We start from the raw sequence: 16,562 nt of genomic DNA, 5'->3' as shown, positions 1-16,562 counted from the left end.
GGATCCGCGCCGGCCGGGCGGCCAATACGATGGACAGCGATGCCCGGCCTGCTGCGCTCCGTCTGGGACGAGCCGAGCCCGGCCGCGCCGCCCGCCCGGGTCTGGCGCGACTGGGTCCTCGTCGGCGGCTTCGCGCTCGCGGTCGTGGTCGAGACCCTGGCCCGGCCCGATCTGCCGTGGCGCTGGTTCGCCGCCGGGGTGGCTCTGGCGGTACTGCCGACGCTGCTGTGGCGGCGCACGCACCCGCTGCCGGCGGTCGCGGCCGCGTTCGGCGCGTGCGGCCTGGCCCCGATCGTCACCGGGCACGACCTGGGGCTCAACGCGTTCGCGTTCGTGCTGTTCCTGGCCTACGCGCTGCTGCGCTGGGGTTCGGGGCGCGAAGCGGTCGCCGGGTGCGCGATCATCGCCGCCAAGGTGCTGCTCGCGCTGCTCATGGGGTGGATGGCGGCCGGCGACGCGATCGGCGCCTTCGGGGTCCTGTTCGCGGTGTCGGCGCTGGGCTCCGCGTTCCGGTACCGCGCCCGGGCCCGGCAGCGCGAGCTCGACCAGGTCAAGCTGCTCGAGCGCGAGCGGCTGGCCCGGGACCTGCACGACACCGTCGCCCACCACGTGTCGGCCATGATCATCCGGGCGCAGGCGGGCCTGGCCACGGCGCCGTCCGACCCGGCGGCGGCGACCGACGCGCTGCGGGTCATCGAGGCCGAGGCGTCGAAGGCCCTGGCCGAGATGCGCGGGATCGTGCGCGTGCTGCGCACCGACGAGCCGGCCGAGCTGGCACCGGCGCCGCGGGTCGCCGACCTGCACGGCCTGGCCGGGCGGCACCTCGTCGGGCCGGCCGTCGAGGTCGCGGTCTCCGGCGACGTCGAGGACCTGCCCGCGCCGATCGGCACCGCGGTCTTCCGGCTCGCGCAGGAGTCGGTCACCAACGCGCGCCGGCACGCCCGCAACGCGACCCGGATCGAGGTCAGCGTCGTCGCCGACGCCGCCTCGGTGCGCCTTCAGGTCAGCGACGACGGCGAGTCCGCGCCGGCCCGCGCCACCGCGACCGCCGGCGGGTTCGGGCTGGCCGGAATGGTCGAGCGCGCCGGGCTCGTCGGCGGCACCTGCGAGGCCGGGCCGGGCCCGGGCCGCGGCTGGACGGTCACCGCGGTCCTCCCCCGGGCCTGACCGCGCGCGTACCGCTCGGCGACCGCGGCCGGCTGCTCGAGCGCTCACGCCGTCAAACGAACGGGGGCGGCGCGCCGAAAGTACGGGAAATCCGCGGCCCATGTGCCGATGAGGACGATCACGGCCGCCGCGAGCATCGATGGCATGAAGGCGATCGTTCAGGAGCGGTACGGGTCGGCGGAGACGCTGCGGCTGCGCGAGGTCGAGCCGCCGGTGGCCGGCGACGGGGAAGTGCTGGTGCGGGTGCGGGCCGCCGCGGTCAACGCCCGGGACTGGCACATCATGCGCGGGGACCCCTACTTCGCGCGGATGGCGATGCCGTCCAACTTCGGGCGGACCGGCCCGCGCAGAACCGTGCGGGGCAGCGACCTCGCCGGCGTCGTCGAGGCCGTCGGGCCGGGCGTCACCGGCTACGAGCCGGGCGACGAGGTGTACGCCGACCAGCGCGAGGACGACGGGGCGTTCGCGCAGTACGCCCGCGTGCCCGTCGCCCGGCTCGGCCGCAAGCCGGCCGGGCTCACGTTCGAACAGGCCGCCGCGGTGCCGCTGGCCGGCACGACGGCGCTCGCCGCGGTGCGCGACGCCGGCCGGGTGCGGCCCGGCGAGCACATCCTCGTCAACGGCGCCTCCGGCGGCGTCGGCACCTTCGCCGTACAGCTGGCCAAGGCCTTCGGCGCGACGGTCACCGGCGTGTGCAGCACCCGCAACGCCGAGCTGGTCGCGCACCTCGGCGCCGACCACGTCGTGGACTACACCCGGGAGGACTTCGCGCGGGCCGGCCGCCGCTACGACGTCGTGCTCGACCTCGTCGGCAACCGCACCCTCGCCGACTACCGCGCCGTCCTCGCCGACGACGGCCGGCTCGTCCTGGCCGGCGGCGGCGTCTCCGGCGGCGGCCGCCCGACCGTCTTCGGCCCGATGGCGCTGCTCATCCGGGCATCGCTGGCCGCGCGCCGCGACAAACGGATCGTGTCGCTCAACAACGTCCCGCCCAGCGCGCAGAGCCTGGCGACGCTGCGCGAGTACCTCGAGTCCGGCGAGGTCACCCCCGCCGTCGACCGCACGTTCCCGCTGGAGCGCGCCGCCGACGCCGTCCGGTACCTCGAGATCGAACACGCCCGCGCCAAGGTCGTCATCACCGTGCAGTAGCGACCACGGCTTATGTTGGTGCCATGCGCCGGCGCACCTGGTGGTGGTTCCTCCTGCCGCTCGTCACTTTCGGTTTCGCGACCTCGCCGATGGTCCTCGTCGGCGGCGTGAAGCTGCGCAACCGCAAGCACAGCGCCGCCGCCCTGGCCTACCTGGCCCTCACGCTGTTCTTCTTCGTCGCCGTGCAGTTCACCCCCGAGAACGGCGGCACCCTGTCGGACGCGATCGTCATGCCCGCGTTCGCGATCCCGTGGTTCGCCGGCACCATCCACGTGCTGTACCTGCAGCTGAAGGTCGCGGAGCTCGGCCGCCCGCCGTTCGCGGCGCCGCCACCCCGGCCCGCCCCGCCCACCGACCCGGCGATCGCCGCGGCCCAGTGGCGCCTGGACCGCCGCCGGGAGGCCCGCGCGATCCTCGGCGGCAACCCGCCCCTCGCCGCCGAACTGCGCATCGGCCGCCCGGACCTGCAGCGCCAGTACGACGACGGCGGCCTCGTCGACGTCAACCACGTCCCGGCCCCGGTCCTCGCCACCGAGCTGGACCTCTCCCCACAGGTGGCGGCCGCGATCACCACCGAGCGCGAACGCCTCGGGGGCTTCGGCAGCGCCGAGGAGATCATGGTGTACTGCGAGGGCCTCACCCCCGACCGCCTGGAGCTCATCCGGGACCGGCTCATCTTCGTCCCGCTGTAACCTTCCGCCCCCGCCGCGCTCACCGCCCGCCGTAGCGTCGCGCGATGCGAGGCATCCGCGCCCTGGCCGCCACCGCGGCCGCGCTGGCTGCCCCGTTCGCCGCGCCGCCGGTCGAGTGCGGCTACCAGCTCGTCACGTGGCCGGGCGGGTTCATGGGCGGGCTCACGGTGATCAACCGCAGCGTCCAGGACGTGTTGCGATTCCTCGCCCGACCCGAAGGCCGGGCGCAGCGCGATCGGATGACCATGCCGATGAGCGCGCATCCGGCCAGGATGATCCCGTTCGACGAGCGGGAGGCGGCCGAGAGCGAAGACGTAAACATGCATCGACAGCAGCGCCTGGCGGCGGGTGTCGACCGACCAATCACCGGAACGTCTTGCGGCACATCACGGCGTCGTACCGGTCATGTCTCCCGGCGCTGTGTCCGGGCGGGGCAGCGCGGACAACTCGCGGTACGCGGCGAGTACCGCCGCGGTTCGGTCCGCGACCTCGGCGACCACGTCAGGCCTGTCCGTAGCGCCCTCGTCCGCCCATCGGGCCCGGCGCAGCGCCCTGCGGGCCTGCTCGGCGCGGTGCTGTTGGTGAGCATGCTCGCCGGAAATCTCGGCGAGCCGGCGCAGCGCGCCGAGCCGCTCGGCTATCCGGCCGATGTGGGCGGGGTCGGCCATCACGCCGAGGGCCGGCCATGCCGCGCGGATGCGCCCGATCGACTGTCTGGCCTCGTGCCACGCGCCCCGCTCGTTCTGCGGCACGAAGATCAGCCCGTCTCGGGGACCGCGCGTGTATGGCGCCAGCCCGCGGGTGCTGACGCCAAACCCGTATAGCGACACTGTCAGACCGATCGCCAGCAGTGGCGAGATCGGCCACAGCGCCAGGCCCAGCGGCGGAAACAGCCACCACCAGCGCCACCGCCGCAGAGCCCAGGGGGCGTCCGGATCGCCGACCACGAACTCCGCCGCCTCGCGGGATGTATGCCTACCCACGAGCAGATCATCCTCTACCGGCACCACCCCACAGCCGCCCTCCTGAGCTGCGGCCAGGTTCAATGCCCTGAATGGGCCGTTATCGCCGCCGTACGCCCCAGCGGTCTGCGGCCTGCCACGATCAGCAGCGCTTGATCAGCTGCGCGCTCAAGCCGCCGACCGTGAGCGCCGCTCGTAACACTCGGTGACCAACATTCCGCGTTGGCTGGCACCCTGAACCGCCGATGCCGCGCGGTGATCATCCCGTGACCCGGTCCTTGATCGCATTGGCCGAAATCGTCGATGATTCCCGGGAACGGCGCCGCCGTCCGGCGGCTCGTCATGGATATGAAGCGTCGGGAACTGCTGGGCCTGGGCGGTGTGGCATTCCTCGCCGGGTGCACGTCGCCCCGCCCTGTTACAGAATTTCAGCCGGGGGAGCTGATCGCCGTGTCCCTGCGTGACGGGCTGGCGGTGCTGGACTCCGGTACTGCCGGCCGGGTCGCGAGCGGCACGCTCCTTACTGGCAACCGCCTGGTCAGCGTTGATGCGGATGGGCGCATCGTGGTCCGCGACGCGACGACCGGCGTCGTTGTCACCGCGACCGCGGTGCGCGGCCGGATGCGGCTCGCGGCGGTCGCGCCGGATGCGAGCCTCGTCGCGCTCGTCGACGGCAACCCTGCGGGCCGCACCGAGACGACGATCGTGGTCGCGGGGCCGACCGGGGAGCGGCATCGCCTGACGCTTCCGGGGTTCGTCCAGCCCGAGGCGTTCTCCTCGAGCGGTACCTCATTGTTCGTCCTCGACATGCTCCCGCCGGAGCATCCGGATCGGTACCGCGTGCGTGTGCTGGACCTCGCCGCCGGCCAGATCAAGGCGTTGAACCTGCCCGGGGAGAACGCCGGGTTGAAGGTCCTCGTGCCGGAGGGCGCCGAGGAGGAGATGCGCGGCGAGGGCCGGCAGGCGGTGTTCGACCCCCGCCGGGAGCGGCTGTTCACGCTGTACAGCCACCAGCCCGACCACCAGCACGTGCGTGACATCCTGCATCCGGGCGCCCGCGACGGCAAGCCCGACGTGCACGCGTTTGTGCACACCCTGAGCGTGCGGGACGGCTGGGCGGTCTGCGTGGACCTGCCCACGACCTTCGGCACCGGGCTGGTCGAGGGCCTGACCATCACGCAGACCGCCGAGGAGGTGTGGGTGGCCGACGCCGGCAACGGGGTAGCTGCGGTGATCCACGCCGACGCTCTCGCGGTGACGCAAGAACTGACCTTCGAACCGGTCGCCGGTCGCGCCGCGCTCGCGGCCGGCGTCGACCAGATCCATCTCGCCGTGGGCACGCGGGTCCTGACCTTCGCCCGGGACACCAAAGCCCACGTGGCGACCTGGACCCTGCCTGCCGACGCACGGGGGATCGCGGTTTCGAATCGGCACGTGTACGTCGGGCAGCCGGACGCCGTCCTGCGCATCGATCCAGCGACCGGTGCGGTCACCGGGACCGTCGGCGTGGCCGGGCTCGGTGGCGTGGAGCGCGTCATCATGTGACAACACACGAGAACGGGCCCGAGATTCCAGCGGCTATGACCGGAAAGACCGTGATCCCTGGTTGCCGGTCCGGGACGCGATCATTGAGGCCGGACGGGTTGATCGCATCCACTGATCGGTTGATCCGGTGGCTCACCGATCGTCGTGTCGCGCGGTCGATCCGCTGCGGCGCGCGGTCGCGCAGGCTGAAGCGCGTGGACATCATTACAGTCACCGATCTGCGGAAGCGGTACGGTGAGCGGGACGTGGTCGACGGCGTCTCGTTCGCCGTGCGGGAGGGTGAGATCTTCGGGATCCTCGGCCCGAACGGTGCGGGCAAGACCACCACGGTCGAGTGCATCGCCGGGCTGCGCAGGCCCGAGAGCGGCACGATCAGCGTGCTGGGGCTGGACCCGCGCCGCGACGGCGGCGAGCTGCGGCACCGGCTGGGCATGCAACTGCAGGAGAGTCACCTGCCGGACCGGATCACCGTCGCTGAGGCGTTGCGGCTGTACTCGAGCTTCTACCGCGACCCGGCCGACTGGCGGGTGCTGCTGTCCGACCTGGTCCTGTCCGAGCAGCGGCGTACCCGGTTCGGCAAGCTCTCCGGCGGGCAGAAGCAGCGGGTGTCGATCGCGCTCGCGCTGGTCGGCAACCCGCGGGTGGCGGTGCTCGACGAGCTGACCACGGGCCTGGACCCGCAGGCCCGCCGCGACGCCTGGGAGGTGGTCGAGCAGGTCCGCTCGCGTGGCGTGACGGTCGTGCTCGTCACCCACTTCATGGACGAGGCGGAGCGGCTGTGCGACCGGGTGGCGCTCATCGACGCCGGCCGGGTTGTGGCGCTCGACTCCCCCGCCGGGCTGGTGTCCAGCGTGGACGCTCCGCAGCGGATGCGGTTCCGCCCGGCGAGCCCGCTGGACGACCGGCTGCTCACCGAGCTGCCCGAGGTCACCGGCGTGACCCGGCAGGGCACGCAGGTGATCGTGACCGGCACCGGCAACCTGGTGCACGCCGTGACCGCCGTGCTGGCCCGCAACCAGATCATCGCCGCCGAGCTGCGGGTGGACCAGTCCGGTCTGGACGACGCGTTCCTGGCGCTGACCGGGCGCCGGGCCGGGACGCAACCGGATGAGCGGGGAGCCTGAGGTGCCGGCACTGTACCGATTGGCCGTGGCGGAGCTGCGGTTGTTCCTGCGTGAACCGAGCGCCTACGTCTGGTGCACGGCCTTCCCCGTGGTGCTGCTCGTGGCGTTGGGCAACGTACCGCCGTTCCGCCGCCCGGATCCGGCGCTGGACGGGCTGCGGGTCATCGACCTGTACGTGCCGATCATCGCGATCATGGGTCTGGCCGCCATGGCGCTGCTGGTGACGCCGCTGTTCCTCGGGCAGTACCGTGAGAAGGGCGTGCTGCGCCGGCTGGCCACGACGCCGATCGGCCCCGGGCGGGTGCTCGGCGCCCAGGTCGCGGTGCAGGCGTTGCTCGCCGTCGCCACGCTGCTGGTGCTGTACGCGGTGGCCGGCGTCGCCTTCGACGTGCGCCCGCCTGCGCAGGTCCTCGGGCTCGTGTCGGTACTCCTGCTCACCGCGGCGGCGATGTTCGGGCTGGGCCTGTTCGTCGGCGCGGTGGCGCCTTCCAGCCGCGCGGCGAGCGGTATCGGCACCGCACTGTTCTTCCCGCTGATGTTCTTCGCCGGCCTGTGGGTGCCGCGCGAGACGATGCCGGACACGCTGGTCCGCGTCAGCGACTTCACCCCGCTCGGCGCGGCGGTGCAGGGGCTGCGCGACACCACGGACGGCGGCTGGCCGTCCGTCCAGGGCATCGCGGTGCTGGCGGCGTACGCGGTGCTCGCCGCGCTGCTCGCGATCCGGTGCTTCCGCTGGGACTGAATGTACGGTGGGGTGGGGCCATGACGAGCGCGCCGGTCGAGCTGCCCGAGACTCCAGCGTACCGGCTGCGCCTGCGGCGGCTGCTGGTGCCGCTGCCGTACATCCTGCTCGGCGTGTCGGCGGTGCTGGCCCTGCTGAGCCCCGGCCAGAGCACGGGCGACCGGCTGGTCACCGTGGCCCTGGTCGCGGCGACCGCCGTTTGGGCGCTGGGCATGTACACCCTGCGCCCGCCGTCGTGGACGCAGCGGACCGGTCCGATGCTGCTGTACGTCGGCGTCCAGCTGGCCCTGGCGGCGGTGCTGATGTCCTGGCGACCGGCCTTTTTCGTCTTCGGCATCATCGGCCTCGTGCAGGCCTACGAGGTGCTGCCGCCGCGGTGGGCGTTCGTCAGCATCTTCCTGACCTCCTGCCTGGTCAACGTCCTGCCGGGCGGCGTGCCCGACACCGCGGAGTGGGCCACCATGGTGGTGCTGATCGTGGCCCTGCAGACGTTCCTCATCGGCTGGTTCGGCTACCTGGGCTACCGATTCAGCGACGAGACCGAGCAGCGTCACCGGGCGGTGGCGCAGCTGCGGACCGCGCTCGCCGAGAACGCGGGCCTGCACGCGCAGCTGCTCGAGCAGGCCCGGGAGGCCGGCATCCATCACGAGCGGCAGCGGATGGCCCGCGAGATCCACGACACCCTCGCCCAAGGACTGACCGGCATCATCACGCAGCTGCAGGCCGCCGAGCGGGTACGCGACGAACCGCGGCTGTGGCGCCACCACGTCGACCAGGTCTACACGCTAGCCCGGGAGAGCCTGGCCGCGGCCCGCCGCTCGGTCGCCGCGCTCGGCCCGCGGGAGCTGGAGAACGCCCGGCTGCCCGACGCCCTGGCCGACCTCGTCGCACGGTGGTCCCGGACCTCCGGCGTGCCGGTACAGCTGGAATCCACCGGGGATGCGCGCACCCTGCACACCGAGATCGAGGTCACGCTGTTCCGCGCCGCGCAGGAGGCGCTGGCCAACGTGGCCAAGCACGCCGGCGCCGGCCGGGTGGCCGTCACGCTGTCGTATCTGGACGACGTGGTGATGCTCGATGTACGCGATGACGGCGCCGGCTTCGATCCGGTCGCGGTACCGCCCGGCGGCGGCGCGGACGGCAGCGGCTTCGGCCTGCACGGCGTACGCCAGCGGGCGGAGCGCGTGCAGGGCACCCTCACCATCGAGAGCGAGCCCGGCGACGGCACTACCCTCAACGTCACCGTGCCGGCGCTGACCCCGGAAATGAGGCCGACGTGACCCACCCCATCCGCCTGCTCATCGTCGACGACCATCCGATCGTGCGCGACGGGCTGCGGGGCGCGTTCACCGGCACCGCCGAGTTCGAGGTCGTTGGCGTCGCCGGCGACGGCGCCGCCGCGGTCGAGCGGGCCGTCGAGCTGCGGCCGGACGTCGTGCTCATGGACCTGCGCATGCCGGTGGTGGACGGCGCCGAGGCGATCCGGCGGCTGCGGCAGCAGGCACCGCAGGTGCGGGTGCTGGTGCTGACCACGTTCGACACCGACCACGACGTGCTGCCCGCGATCGAGGCCGGCGCCACCGGGTACCTGTTGAAGGACGCCCCCGTGGAGGACCTGCTGCGCGCGGTGCGCTCAGCCGCACGGGGCGAGTCCGTGCTGGCGCCGACGGTGGCCGGGCGGCTGATGAGCCGGGTCCGCCGCCCGGTGTCGGGCACACTGAGCCAGCGCGAGCTGCAGGTGCTCAAGCTCATCGCCGACGGAGCCAGCAACCGTGAGGCGGCTGCCGGCCTGCTCATCAGCGAAGCGAGCATCAAGACCCACCTGCTGCACATCTACGACAAGCTGGGCGTACGGGACCGGGCCGGCGCGGTCGCCGAAGCGTTCCGCCGCGGCCTCGTCTCATAGTGTCGTGTGGGGCGCCTACCGGGTCGGCACCGGCTGCTCGAGGTACCGCATCCAGTACAAGGATTCGTATCCTCGTACCGTGACCGAGGAACTGCGGCCCAGGTCGACGAGACCCCCGACACCATCGACGAGGACCGGCGATGAGCACCTCCCAGGATCGTGATAACGGCCAGCCGGAGTGGGACGCCGTCCGGGCCGACGACCGTTACCTTGGCTGGCGTGACCTGACGGTCTGGAAGAGCCCGTTCGGCCGGGTCGCGGTGGCGCTGGCACGCCGGGCTGCGCGATGGATCGGCCCGTATCCGGTGCTGGCGCTGACCTTGCTCATCGGCGTCGTGCTCGCCGTCGCTCTGACCGCCGCTTCGGTAGAAATCTATGAGGCGGTTGCCGAAGCCGACGGTGTCGCGGGCCTCGACAAGCCGGCCCTGCAGGCGGCCATGGCCGCCCGTACGCCGCAGCTCAACACGGCAGTTACCGCGTTCACCAACCTCGGCGGTCCGGTCATCATGCCGATCCTCGCCGCGGTCGCCGCGATCGCTCTGGCGATCCGGCGCCGGCAGGTCAGCCCCGTGGTGCTCATGGCAGTGGCCACCGCCGGGTCACTGCTGATGACGATCGTCGGGAAGGCCCTCGTCGGGCGCATCCGCCCGCCGCTGGCCGACGCGGTCGCACCGTACGAGACCTCCGCGTCGTTTCCCAGTGGGCACGCCCTCAACGCCGTGGTCGTCGCCGGAGTCGTGGCCTACCTGCTGGTACTACGCCAGCGGCGGTGGCGCAGCCGGACGGCCACGGTCGCCGCGGCGGTGGTGTTCGCTGTCGCCATGGGCTTGAGCCGGGTGTTCCTCGGCCATCACTGGCTCACCGACGTGCTGGTGGCGTGGACCCTCGGGCTGGCGTGGCTGGCTGTCGTCATCACCATGCACCGCCTGTATCTGAGCGTGCGGCACATGCCGCTCGAGGCGGGTCGACGGGCTCGACGTGCTCAGCTGTCCCGCCCGGGCCCGCGGGTGTATTGACGAGCGACTGTGCGCCTGAGTACCGTTCTTCAATTAAGTAACTTTGTTTCCAGTAGCGCTCTGCTGACCTGACCCCCGCCCACACCCCTTACGGAGCACGGCATGAGGACCCGAATCTCGTTCAGGCGCAGGGCCGCAGTGGCGGCCGCCGCCTTGCTACTGCCCGTTGCCGCCAGCCTGGTGGCCCTTCCAAACGCGGCCGCGGCGGCGACCGCGCCCATTCGCGCCAACTCCGGCGGACCGGCGTTCACCGACGGCGCCGGCGCGACCTGGTCGGCGGACCAGGCGTACAGCTCCGGCAACTGGGGCTACGACACGCTGTACGGCGGCTCGTCGACCGCCTCGCCGATCGCCGGCACGACCGACGACCCGCTGTACCAGAATTACAACCTGTTCAGCAACTGGACCGGCTACAAGTTCGACGTTCCCAACGGCACCTACCAGGTCACGCTGAAGATGGTGGAGGACTGGGCCAACGCGGCCGGCCAGCGCAAGTTCGACGTGCGCATCGAGGGCGTGACGGTACTGAGCGCGTTCGACATCTTCGCGTCCTGCGGCTCGCTCACCGCCTGCGACCGCACCTTCAGCACCACCGTCAGCGACGGTCAGCTCAACGTGCAGTTCAACATGAACGGTGGCGCCAACTACGCGACCGTCTCCGCCATCTCGGTGACCGGTGGTGGTGGCGGCGGTGACACGACGCCGCCGAGCACACCCGGGAACCTGACCGTCACCGGCACCACCTCGTCGAGCGTCTCGCTGTCGTGGAACGCCTCCACGGACAACGTCGGCGTCACCGGCTACGACATCCTGCGCGGCGGCACGACCATCGCAACAGTCACCGGCACCTCGTACACCAACACCGGACTCGCCGCGAGCACCACGTACACCTACACCGTCAAGGCCCGCGACGCCGCCGGGAACCTCTCCGCGGCCAGCAACCAGGTCTCGGCGACCACGCAGGGCACCGGCGGGGGTGACACGACGCCGCCGAGCACACCCGGGAACCTGACCGTCACCGGCACCACCTCGTCGAGCGTCTCGCTGTCGTGGAACGCCTCCACGGACAACGTCGGCGTCACCGGCTACGACATCCTGCGCGGCGGCACGACCATCGCAACAGTCACCGGCACCTCGTACACCAACACCGGACTCGCCGCGAGCACCACGTACACCTACACCGTCAAGGCCCGCGACGCCGCCGGGAACCTCTCCGCGGCCAGCAACCAGGTCTCGGCCACGACGCAGTCCGGCGGCGGTGGCGGAGGCGGCAACCGGGTCGTCGGCTACTTCGTCGACTGGGGTGTCTACGCCCGCAACTACCACGTCAAGAACATCGACACCAGCGGTACCGCCGCAAAGCTGAACGTCATCAACTATGCCTTCGGCAATGTGACGAACGGTCAGTGCGCGATCGGCGACAGCTACGCCGACTACGACCGGTTCTACGACGCGGCGTCCAGTGTGGACGGTGTCGCGGACACGTGGGACGCGGGCGCGCTGCGCGGCAGCTTCAACCAGCTGCGCAAGCTCAAGCGGAAGTACCCGAACCTCAAGGTGGTCTGGTCGTTCGGCGGCTGGTCCTGGTCCGGCGGCATCGGCCAGGCGGCCGCGAACCCGACCGCGTTCGCCAACTCGTGCTACAACCTTGTCAAGGACCCGCGGTGGGCCGACGTGTTCGACGGCATCGACATCGACTGGGAGTACCCGAACGCCTGCGGCCTCACCTGCGACAGTAGCGGGGCGGCCAGCTTCCGGACCCTGATGTCGGCAGTGCGTTCCCGCTTCGGCTCCGGCAGCCTGGTCACCGCCGCGATCACCGCGGACGGGACCAACGGCGGCAAGATCGACGCGGCCGACTACGGCGGCGCGGCGCAGTACGTCGACTGGTACAACGTCATGACCTACGACTACTTCGGGGCCTTCGCGGCGCAGGGCCCGACGGCGCCCCACTCCCCCTTGACCTCCTACAGTGGGATCCCGACGCCCGGATTCTACTCCGACGCGGCGATCCAGAAGCTCAAGAGCAAGGGGATCCCGGGGAGCAAGCTGCTGCTCGGCATCGGCTTCTACGGCCGCGGCTGGACCGGCGTCTCGCAAAGCGCCCCCGGCGGCAGCGCGACCGGCCCGGCGCCCGGCACGTACGAGCAGGGCATCGAGGACTACAAGGTCCTCAAGAACAGTTGCCCGGCGAACGGCACCGTGGCCGGCACCGCCTACGCGTACTGCGGCAGCAACTGGTGGAGCTACGACACGCCGAGCACCATCGCCGGCAAGATGAGCTACGCCAAGAGCCAGGGCCTCGCCGGCTCCTTCTTCTGGGAGATGTCCGGCGACACCGGCAACGGCGAGCTGGTCACCGCGATGCGCAGCGGCCTCGGATAACGAGAAGTTCCATCCCGCCGGCGGCCCGGGTACGCATCGTACCCCGGCCGCCGGCGGCGCAACGTCGCCGTTGCATTATGGGATCGTTGGACGCGTTGAACCTTGATCGGGTCGGCGGTCCGATCGCTTGGGCGGGTTCGGTGAACGCGGCGGCGACTCGCATTGCCGGCGGAGCGTCCACGGCGAGTTCGTAGTGGCCGCGTCGAAGGTTCTGCATGAAGGCGTGCACAGCGCCTGCTACGAGGGCTGTTCAAGCCGCGACCGATGAGTTCGGCGGCCGCGGGCGGTCGTACCGGGATGGGCACCGAGACGAGGTTCCGGCTGGGCGCGGCGGTCACTCGCGCGGACATTCCGGTCCTGTGCGATGACCTCGCGCGGCTGCTGCGCGGCACCGGCCCTGGCGTCGTGCACTGCGACGTGGCGGCCGTCGCGCATCCGGACGCGGTCACGGTCGAGGCGCTGGCCCGGCTGCACCTCACCGCGCGCCGGCACGGCCGGCGGCTCGTCATCACCGGCGCCGGACCTCACCTGCGGCAGCTCATCACGCTGATCGGGCTCGACGCCACGCTGCTCGAGTGCCCGTGACGAGCCCGACGGCGTTTAGGCGGAGGCCGTGAGCACCGCCGGCGGCACCGCGAGGCCGGCGTTGAAGACGTTGTCCGGGTCGTAGGCGGCCTTGATCCGGCGCAGCGCCGCCCAGTTCCGGGCGGTGAACGCCGAGGCGGCCCGGGACGGATCGTGCAGGAAGTTGAGGAAGCCGCCGCCGATGCCGCAGCGGCGCAGCGCCGCCGCGGTCCCAGCCGACAGCGCCGGCGGGGCGGTGTCCAGGACGATCGACAGCGGCGCGTCGCGGTGGGCGGCCGCCCCGCTGTCGCGGGCGATCCGGCCGCCCCAGTGGCGGATCTCGACGGTTGTGTCCGGCTCGGCCACCAGCGCGGCGATCAGGTCGTCGTCGAGCGTGTGGACCTGATCGAAGGTACGGGCGAAGATGCCGCCCATCGCCGCCTGCGCGTAGTCGACGACCCGCAGGCCGTCCTCGCGGACCGGCCCGGCGACCGCGAACAGCGGATCCAGTAACGCACGGCCGCGGCCGGCGTCCCCGGCGTACATCGCCTTCACCACGAGCGAACCGTCGCGGGTCAGCACCACCGCGGTGCTGAGCGCGTCCGGCACCCGCTCGACCCACTGCCGGTAGTAGGCGAGCGTCTCGCCGGCCCGTTCCCGTCCGAACCTGACCGCTCCCGCGTACACCCGCGACAACGCCACGAGCCGGAACTCCAGCGCGGTCACCACCCCGAACGAGCCTCCGCCGCCGCACAGCGCCCAGAACAGCTCCGGGTGGTGGTCGGCGTCGACCGTCAGCAGTTCGCCGTCGGCGGTGACGACCTGGGCCCGCACCACGCTGTCGGACGCCAGGCCGTGCTGCCGGGCCAGCCAGCCCAGCCCACCACCAAGCGTGTACCCGGTCACTCCGACGTCCGGTGACGAGCCGGACAGCGCAGCCAGGCCATACGGCGCGGCGGCCCGCAGGACGTCACCCCATCGGGCCCCGGGGCCGACCCGGGCGACCAGTCGGTCCGGGTCCACCAGCACCGACGCCATCGCGGCGGTGTTGAGCAACAGCGCGTCGTCGTGGGCGACGTGGGTGCCGTGGCCGGTGGCCTGGACGGCGAACGGCAGCGCACGACGGCGGGCGGCCAGCACCGCCGCACGCACGTCGGCCGCGTTCGCGCCACGGACCACGACGGCCGGGTGTGGGTCGAGCGCCGGGTCGAGCGGCTTGCGGTACTCGTCGTAGCCGGGGTCCCCGGGCAGGAAGACCGATCCGGCGGTACCTGAGGTCAGCAGCATCGTCATGCCGCTCAGACCGCCGAGCCTTGCCGAACTCATCGCTGCCGGCGGCAATCGGCCGGACGAGGGCCCGTCAGCCCAGGTGGGTGGGCAGGTCGAACAGCGGGAACAGCCGCTGTGTGTCGAGGAAGTTGTTGACCGCGGCGATCCGCCCACCGGACAGCTCGAGCACGATCAGCGCCCACGGGTCGTGTCCGGCGCCGGTGAGGCTCGGGCGGTACTGCCCGAACGCCGGCATCCCGTTCGCCGTCACCGGCACCAGGCGGGATCCGCGGCAGCCGCTGCCGGTACCCAGCATCCACGCGACGATGTCGTCGGGGCCGCGCAGCCACAGCGGCACGGGCGGCATCGACAGGGTCGCGTCCTCGCGCAGCAGCGCCGTGAGCGCCTCCAGGTCGTACGCCTCGAACGCTTCCACATACCGCGCCAGCAGCTCCTTCTGTTCCTCGTCGAGAGGGTCGGCGAGGTCGGCGGTGACGTTGGTGGCCGCGAGCGTCGCCCGGGCCCGCTGCAGGGCGCTGTTGACGCTGGGAACCGACGTGTCGAGCAGGTCGGCGACCTCCTGCGCCGACCAGGCGAGGACCTCCCGCAGGATCAGCACGGCCCGCTGCCGCGGCGGCAGGTGCTGCAGCGCGGCGACGAACGCCAGCTGGACCGACTCGCGCGCGGCGACCACGTCGGCCGGGTCGGCTATCTCCGGCAGCACCCGCCCGTCCGGCACCGGCCCCAGCCAGATCTGCTCGGGGCGTGGCTCACCCGGATCGGTCGCCCGACCCGACCCCGCCGGCCCGAGATCCATTGGCCGTACCCGCCGCTGCGCGCTGCTGAGCATCGTCAGGCACACGTTCGTCGCGATGCGGTACAGCCACGACCGCAGCGCAGAACGCCCCTCGAAGCGCTCGAAACCCCGCCAGGCCCGCACGAACGTGTCCTGGACGGCGTCCTCGGCCTCGAACGCCGACCCCAGCATCCGATAGCAGTACCCGGTCAGCTCCGTGCGGTACAGCTCCAGCTGCGACTCGATCGAGGTGCTCGTAGCCACATCGCTCATCACCCGAACCTAGCCGAGGGGTGCGGAAAATTCTCCCCGCCCCGAACGATGAGTTCTCAACGCACGCCTGGTCTGAACCGGCGATAGTACGCACCGAACACCTTGAACAGACGTTGAGGAGCAGATCATGACCACCACCGAGTGGAGCGCCGACACCGCCGGATCCGGGCAGTACGCCGACGTCAACGGCATCAACCTGTACTACGAGACCCACGGCGACGGACGCTCGATCATCCTGCTGCACGGCGGCCTCGGCTCAGGCGAGATGTTCGGGCCGATCCTGCCCGTCCTGGCCGGCCACCACCAGGTCATCGCCGTCGACCTGCAGGGCCACGGCCGCACCGCCGACATCGACCGGCCGCTCGAGATCCCCCTGATGGCCGACGACGTCGCCGCCCTCATCGACCACCTCGGCCTGGACAAGCCCGACATCGTCGGCTACTCCCTCGGCGGCGGCGTTGCGCTCCAGGTCGCGATCCGGCACCCGGAGAAGGTCGGCCGGCTGGTCTCCGCGTCGGCGAACATCCGCCGGGACGCGATCTACCCGGAGATGCTGCAGCAGCAGGGCCAGGTGAGCGCGGCCGCTGCCGAGTTCATGAAGGACACCCCGATGTACGAGCTGTACCAGCGGGTCGCGCCCCGCCCCGAGGACTTCCCGCGGCTGCTGGACAAGATCGGCGAGGCCATGGCGAAGGACTTCGACTACACCGAGGAGGTTCGCGGCCTGCAGGTCCCCGCCCTCATCGTCGCCGCCGACGCCGACATGGCGCCCCCGAGCCACTATGTCGAAGTCTTCAACCTCCTCGACGGCGGCCTGCGCGACGGCGGCTGGATGGGCGAAGGCCGCCCGAAAGGCGGCCACGCGCTGGCGATCCTGCCCGGCACGACCCACTACGACATCTTCCAGTCCCCGCTGTTCGCCGCCGCCACCCTCGCATTCCTCGACCAGGACCGCTGAGCCGGGACGGCACC

14 protein-coding genes and 3 pseudogenes are annotated in these 16,562 nt (G+C 71.9%); 14 read left to right on the top strand and 3 right to left on the bottom strand.

Annotated features, from left to right (window positions below; genetic code table 11):
- The first annotated feature begins 39 nt into the window (after nucleotides 1-39).
- From ACQEVU_RS16385 to ACQEVU_RS16330, 12 genes and pseudogenes are all read left to right on the top strand, one after another.
- Nucleotides 40-1,167 carry a sensor histidine kinase gene (locus tag ACQEVU_RS16385; RefSeq protein ID WP_433324261.1) on the top strand — a complete coding sequence of 376 codons (1,128 nt, stop codon included), beginning with the start codon at nucleotides 40-42 and terminating at the stop codon, nucleotides 1,165-1,167.
- A 144-nt stretch (nucleotides 1,168-1,311) separates the two neighbouring features.
- Complete coding sequence (locus tag ACQEVU_RS16380; protein ID WP_433324259.1) at nucleotides 1,312-2,316, top strand: NAD(P)-dependent alcohol dehydrogenase; 1,005 nt, start codon at nucleotides 1,312-1,314, stop codon at nucleotides 2,314-2,316.
- 23 nt (nucleotides 2,317-2,339) lie between these two features.
- A complete protein-coding gene (locus ACQEVU_RS16375; protein WP_433324257.1) occupies nucleotides 2,340-3,008 on the top strand; it encodes a ComEA family DNA-binding protein in 669 nt (222 codons plus the stop codon).
- Nucleotides 3,009-3,052: 44 nt separating this feature from the next.
- Nucleotides 3,053-3,832: a hypothetical protein gene (locus tag ACQEVU_RS16370; RefSeq protein ID WP_433324255.1), complete on the top strand. Its 780-nt coding sequence runs from the start codon at nucleotides 3,053-3,055 to the stop codon at nucleotides 3,830-3,832.
- Between the two features lie 486 nt (nucleotides 3,833-4,318).
- Nucleotides 4,319-5,515 carry a hypothetical protein gene (locus ACQEVU_RS16365; protein WP_433324253.1) on the top strand — a complete coding sequence of 399 codons (1,197 nt, stop codon included), beginning with the start codon at nucleotides 4,319-4,321 and terminating at the stop codon, nucleotides 5,513-5,515.
- Nucleotides 5,516-5,709: 194 nt separating this feature from the next.
- Nucleotides 5,710-6,639, top strand: a complete 930-nt coding sequence (locus ACQEVU_RS16360) for an ABC transporter ATP-binding protein (protein ID WP_433324251.1) — start codon at nucleotides 5,710-5,712, stop codon at nucleotides 6,637-6,639.
- A 25-nt stretch (nucleotides 6,640-6,664) separates the two neighbouring features.
- Nucleotides 6,665-7,381 (top strand): ABC transporter permease, encoded by a 717-nt coding sequence (locus tag ACQEVU_RS16355; protein WP_433324249.1) that lies wholly within the window; start codon nucleotides 6,665-6,667, stop codon nucleotides 7,379-7,381.
- 20 nt (nucleotides 7,382-7,401) lie between these two features.
- Nucleotides 7,402-8,661: an ATP-binding protein gene (locus ACQEVU_RS16350; protein ID WP_433324247.1), complete on the top strand. Its 1,260-nt coding sequence runs from the start codon at nucleotides 7,402-7,404 to the stop codon at nucleotides 8,659-8,661.
- Entirely contained in the window at nucleotides 8,658-9,287 is a 630-nt protein-coding gene (locus ACQEVU_RS16345; protein ID WP_433324245.1) for a response regulator, read from the top strand. Before ACQEVU_RS16350 ends, ACQEVU_RS16345 begins: the two co-directional genes overlap by 4 nt.
- A 140-nt stretch (nucleotides 9,288-9,427) precedes the next feature.
- On the top strand, nucleotides 9,428-10,303 hold the full coding sequence (locus ACQEVU_RS16340; RefSeq protein WP_433324243.1) for a phosphatase PAP2 family protein: 876 nt from the start codon (nucleotides 9,428-9,430) through the stop codon (nucleotides 10,301-10,303).
- 102 nt (nucleotides 10,304-10,405) lie between these two features.
- Nucleotides 10,406-11,479, top strand: a pseudogene (locus ACQEVU_RS16335) (malectin domain-containing carbohydrate-binding protein); the annotation flags it as partial.
- Nucleotides 11,373-12,688, top strand: a pseudogene (locus tag ACQEVU_RS16330) (glycosyl hydrolase family 18 protein); the annotation flags it as partial. The pseudogenes ACQEVU_RS16335 and ACQEVU_RS16330, both read left to right, overlap by 107 nt.
- Nucleotides 12,689-12,809: 121 nt before the next feature.
- Here ACQEVU_RS16330 and ACQEVU_RS16325 read toward each other — a convergent pair.
- A pseudogene (locus tag ACQEVU_RS16325) lies at nucleotides 12,810-12,920 on the bottom strand (IS6 family transposase); the annotation flags it as partial.
- Between the two features lie 65 nt (nucleotides 12,921-12,985).
- On the opposite strand from ACQEVU_RS16325, the gene ACQEVU_RS16320 reads away from it, so the two are divergent.
- Nucleotides 12,986-13,273 carry an STAS domain-containing protein gene (locus ACQEVU_RS16320; RefSeq protein ID WP_433324241.1) on the top strand — a complete coding sequence of 96 codons (288 nt, stop codon included), beginning with the start codon at nucleotides 12,986-12,988 and terminating at the stop codon, nucleotides 13,271-13,273.
- Nucleotides 13,274-13,288: 15 nt separating this feature from the next.
- Here ACQEVU_RS16320 and ACQEVU_RS16315 read toward each other — a convergent pair whose 3' ends face one another.
- A complete protein-coding gene (locus tag ACQEVU_RS16315; RefSeq protein ID WP_433324239.1) occupies nucleotides 13,289-14,545 on the bottom strand; it encodes an FAD-binding oxidoreductase in 1,257 nt (418 codons plus the stop codon).
- A 67-nt stretch (nucleotides 14,546-14,612) separates the two neighbouring features.
- Nucleotides 14,613-15,590, bottom strand: a complete 978-nt coding sequence (locus tag ACQEVU_RS16310) for a sigma-70 family RNA polymerase sigma factor (RefSeq protein ID WP_433324237.1) — start codon at nucleotides 15,588-15,590, stop codon at nucleotides 14,613-14,615.
- Between the two features lie 127 nt (nucleotides 15,591-15,717).
- Here ACQEVU_RS16310 and ACQEVU_RS16305 point away from each other — a divergent pair, with 127 nt between their 5' ends.
- Nucleotides 15,718-16,548: an alpha/beta fold hydrolase gene (locus tag ACQEVU_RS16305; protein ID WP_433324235.1), complete on the top strand. Its 831-nt coding sequence runs from the start codon at nucleotides 15,718-15,720 to the stop codon at nucleotides 16,546-16,548.
- Nucleotides 16,549-16,562 lie beyond the last annotated feature (14 nt).

This window comes from Dactylosporangium sp. CA-139066 (assembly GCF_050936175.1).
Lineage (GTDB): Bacteria > Actinomycetota > Actinomycetes > Mycobacteriales > Micromonosporaceae > Dactylosporangium.
The sequence above is the reverse complement of the archived record's forward strand: the minus strand, read 5'-3'. Positions and strand labels throughout refer to the sequence as shown.